We start from the raw sequence: 3,603 nt of genomic DNA on the forward strand, positions 1-3,603 counted from the left end.
CGGGTTGTCCTCTGAAACTATTCAATATCTTCTCCTTCTAAGGTTACCATTCTTGTCACGACGAGCGTAAATGATTGTTGTGATTTTTTTCAGCGATGAGAAACGCTCCGCGAGCAAAGGTGAATTCATCTTGTTTTGGGTGAATAATCACTGGAATTTCATTAACGTGAATGTAGCGAGACAATGCGACTTTTAAATCTGCCGTTAATGTAGGATAGGTCGTTGCTTCGCCTGATAATACGAGTCGTGTAGGCAGTAATTGTTGAATGGGATTAACTAAACTGCGCGCCAATTGGTCGATATAAGTACGATATATGCGCGATGCATGCGGTTCACTTAGGTCTACGCCTGAAAAAATTTGCGCTAAAGTTTGGTCTTTTAGCACGACTTGATGATATTGCCGCTCAATACTTGGTGCGGATAAAAACTGTTCAATGCAGGCCTCATTTCCACAGCGACATACAGGAGTTAAGCCATCAACGAGCCATTGAAAATTAGGCAACCTTGAATGTGCCCAATGTGAGCTTAATGGGTGGTGCACTTGCTCGTTATTTTGATAAAAACTTATGCCACAACCATCGCCCAAAAATACGCTGAGTATGGCCTCTTTGTATAAATCTCTAGCCCTCTTATTTAGACTTGAACCTGCCGAGAGTGGTTGTTCAATTGAGTCAGCGCTTTTCATGGCGTTACTAATAGCGTCGCACGCAATGGCCGCACTGTGTGAATGCATCACAAGCGAGCAGTCGACCTTGAAATGCTGATTCAGGTTTCGTGTTAATTGGGTGATTTCTGTCGAGTGAGTAGGACTTGATTTTGCAACTTCATGTACGGATTGGCGATGAGATAAAAAAAACTCAGATACACTTATGCCTATCGCGGCGATACGTCCATAGCGGTAGCTGACGCTTGATATTCGGCTTATCAAATGTTGAGTCAAGTGGGCAAGGTCGCCAGGAGTGCGCTGCACCATTCTATACACCTCTTGTCCGTTAGAGGTGCTGGCGACCGAGTAAATAGAGTGGGAATCAATCGCGATTCCCATCACTATATTTGGTTCTGCTTTAATGAGCATGATTTGATTAATGACACACTTGGATTTAGTTCGCTTGCTCAATCACGTAGCCATAAGCGCTAATGGTCAGTGATTTTCCATCGAGCATGATCTGTTTATCTTTATCGCTGTTGTTTAGAACAAACATTAAATTGCCACGGAGGTAAGCGATACACTCTTTGTCTGCCGTCCCTTTTTCATCCTCCACGTTTAACCAGTCAATGCAAGGCTGATTAAAATCGGGATTGGCTTTACGCAAAGCGATCATTTCTTGAATGAAGTTTTTGAATTCTAAGTCTTGCTCTGATTCTTCCCATATCATGCATTTTCGGTTGTCTTCGCTGCCCATGCCGCGGCCGCCATCCATACCAATTTCGCCACCATAATAAATGCATGGAGCACCGACTTGAGTGAACATAAATAAATAAGCTAATTTAGCTTTACGTTTGTCGCCCTGGCATAAAGAGATAATGCGAGTGGTGTCATGGCTATCTAATAAGTTAAACATCGCTTCGTTTACGTTGCGTGGGTATGCCATGTACGACGCGTTCACTGCATTTACAAAGCTCTCTTTATCAACGTCGCCAAGACCAAAGTAGTCGGTAATGGCTTGTGTCAGCGGATAATTCATCAACGAATCGTATTGGTCGCCGCGTAGCCAAGGCATACCTTCGTGCCAAATCTCCCCAAGAATGTAGCAGTCTGGGTTGGCATCTTTTACGACTTTACGGAAGTCACGCCAAAACGCGTGGTCCACTTCGTTGGCTACGTCTAAACGCCATCCATCAATGTTGAACTCTTCTACCCAGTGGCGCGCCACGTCTAATAAGTATGCGCGGCACTCTTCATTTTCAGTATTCAGCTTTGGCATTTCGACGACGTTGGCGAAAGTTTCGTAGTTTAAGTTCCAGAAATCCCAGTCTTCTTTTGGCGTATCTGGGTATACAGGGAACTGATTGATCCAAAACCAGTCGGCGTATTTGGACTTTGCCCCGTTATTCACAACGTCTAGCCATAGTGGAGATTGAGACCCAATGTGGTTGAACACCGCGTCGAGCATAATTTTCATGCCGCGTTTATGGGCTTCATCGACGAGTGCTTTAAAAGCTTCATTGCCGCCAAAGTGCGGGTCTACATTGTAGTAGTCGACAGTGTCGTATTTATGGTTGGCGTTGGCTGTGAAAATAGGGCACAAATACAAACCATTCACGCCAAGATCTTGCAGGTAATCGAGCTTATCGATCACGCCCCATAAATCGCCACCCATAAAGTTGTCGGATACAGGTCTGGTTCCCCAAGGTTGCACGTTGGCAGGTGATGTTTCAGGGCGACCATTGGCAAAGCGCTCTGGGAATATTTGGTACCAAATGGTGTCTTTTATCCACGTCGGTGTCTTTAAAACGTCACGAGGGTTTATGTAAGGAAAACAGAAGAAATTGCTTAAGTTACTCAGCTCGATTTCTGCGTTTTCAGTCGTTGAAATGTCGGCGCAGCGTTTTTCTCCAAATAGAATCTTTTCGCCGCCTTTTCCGTACAAAATAAAGCCATAGCGGCTACGACGTTTCGGTGGAGTAAACTCTGCAAACCAGTGGTCGTGGTACTCGGTTTCCCCTTCATGAATCATGGTCACTTCATTGCCACCCACCCAACCGTGTGCATCACTGCCACCTAGGTTGCCACCATCGAGGCCACCTTCTGCCCAGTGGTACGGGTCGCCTATCCAAAGTGAAACCTTGTCTAGTTCGCCTTTTGCACAGCGTAAGCGAAGGTGAAGCGTTTCATTGTTGTAAGCGTAGCTGTCTGCACTTTTTGCTGAGTGAGTCAGCGAGCTTTTTGTAATCGGTTTGTTGATAACTGAATTTGTAATAGCCATAGCGGAAATCATCCCTAATTATTATTCTTTAACTGCACCGCTGACGAGGCCGGTAGTAATGTGTTTTTGAGTCGCAACAAATAGCAAAGTGATGGGCACTGCAACCAATAATGAACCCGCGGCAAACAGCGTAAAATTCTCCGCTGAGTTAGATGAAATCCAACTGAAAATACCGATGGCTAGCGTCATTTTTTCTTCGCTGCGTAAGATCAGCGTAGGTAAAATGAAGTCCATCCAAGGTGCGGTGAAAGACACTAAACCAACAAACACTAAGATAGGTTTCGCGAGAGGGAGAATGATCTCGAGGAAAATCGTCATGTGGCCTGCGCCATCAATTTTTGCTGCTTCATCTAATGAAGTGGGAATGGCATCGAAATAACCTTTCACCAACCAAATCATGAATGGTAATGAGCCCGTTACATACACAAATAACAAGCCAGCATAGGTATCAATCAATCCCATTTTTGATAGCAAGATGTAGATAGCCGTCATCGAAAGAAAGGCCGGGAACATCTGCAATACAAGAATGCTCATCATAATGTTGCGCTTACCATTGAAGCGGTAGCGAGAGAACACAAACGCTGAAATAGTCACGACAACCAGTGAGATAACCATATTCGCTGTCGCGAGAAGAAAGGTGTTTTTATACCAGTCTAAATAGGGTGTGTCCGTGAAC

General features: G+C 44.8%; 3 protein-coding genes. All 3 read right to left on the reverse strand.

Annotated features, from left to right (window positions below):
• Positions 1-55: 55 nt before the first annotated feature.
• Positions 56-1,117, reverse strand: a complete 1,062-nt coding sequence (locus AB4653_RS02500) for an ROK family protein (protein ID WP_240798326.1) — start codon at positions 1,115-1,117, stop codon at positions 56-58.
• Positions 1,101-2,939, reverse strand: coding sequence for a glycoside hydrolase family 13 protein (locus tag AB4653_RS02505; RefSeq protein WP_050395133.1), 1,839 nt, complete (start codon positions 2,937-2,939; stop codon positions 1,101-1,103). The genes AB4653_RS02500 and AB4653_RS02505 overlap by 17 nt, the downstream gene beginning before the upstream one ends.
• Positions 2,940-2,948: 9 nt before the next feature.
• The coding region (locus AB4653_RS02510; RefSeq protein ID WP_372103255.1) for a sugar ABC transporter permease at positions 2,949-3,603 on the reverse strand (655 nt) is incomplete at its 5' end.

The sequence above is a fragment of the Vibrio sp. 10N.222.48.A3 genome (genome assembly GCF_041475345.1).
Taxonomy (GTDB): Bacteria; Pseudomonadota; Gammaproteobacteria; order Enterobacterales; family Vibrionaceae; genus Vibrio; species Vibrio tasmaniensis_A.

Bases quoted from the DNA above. Each gene is read 5' to 3' on its own strand.
- AB4653_RS02505 (WP_050395133.1), bottom strand. From the start codon at position 2,939: ATGATTTCCGCTATGGCTATTACAAATTCAGTTATCAACAAACCGATT.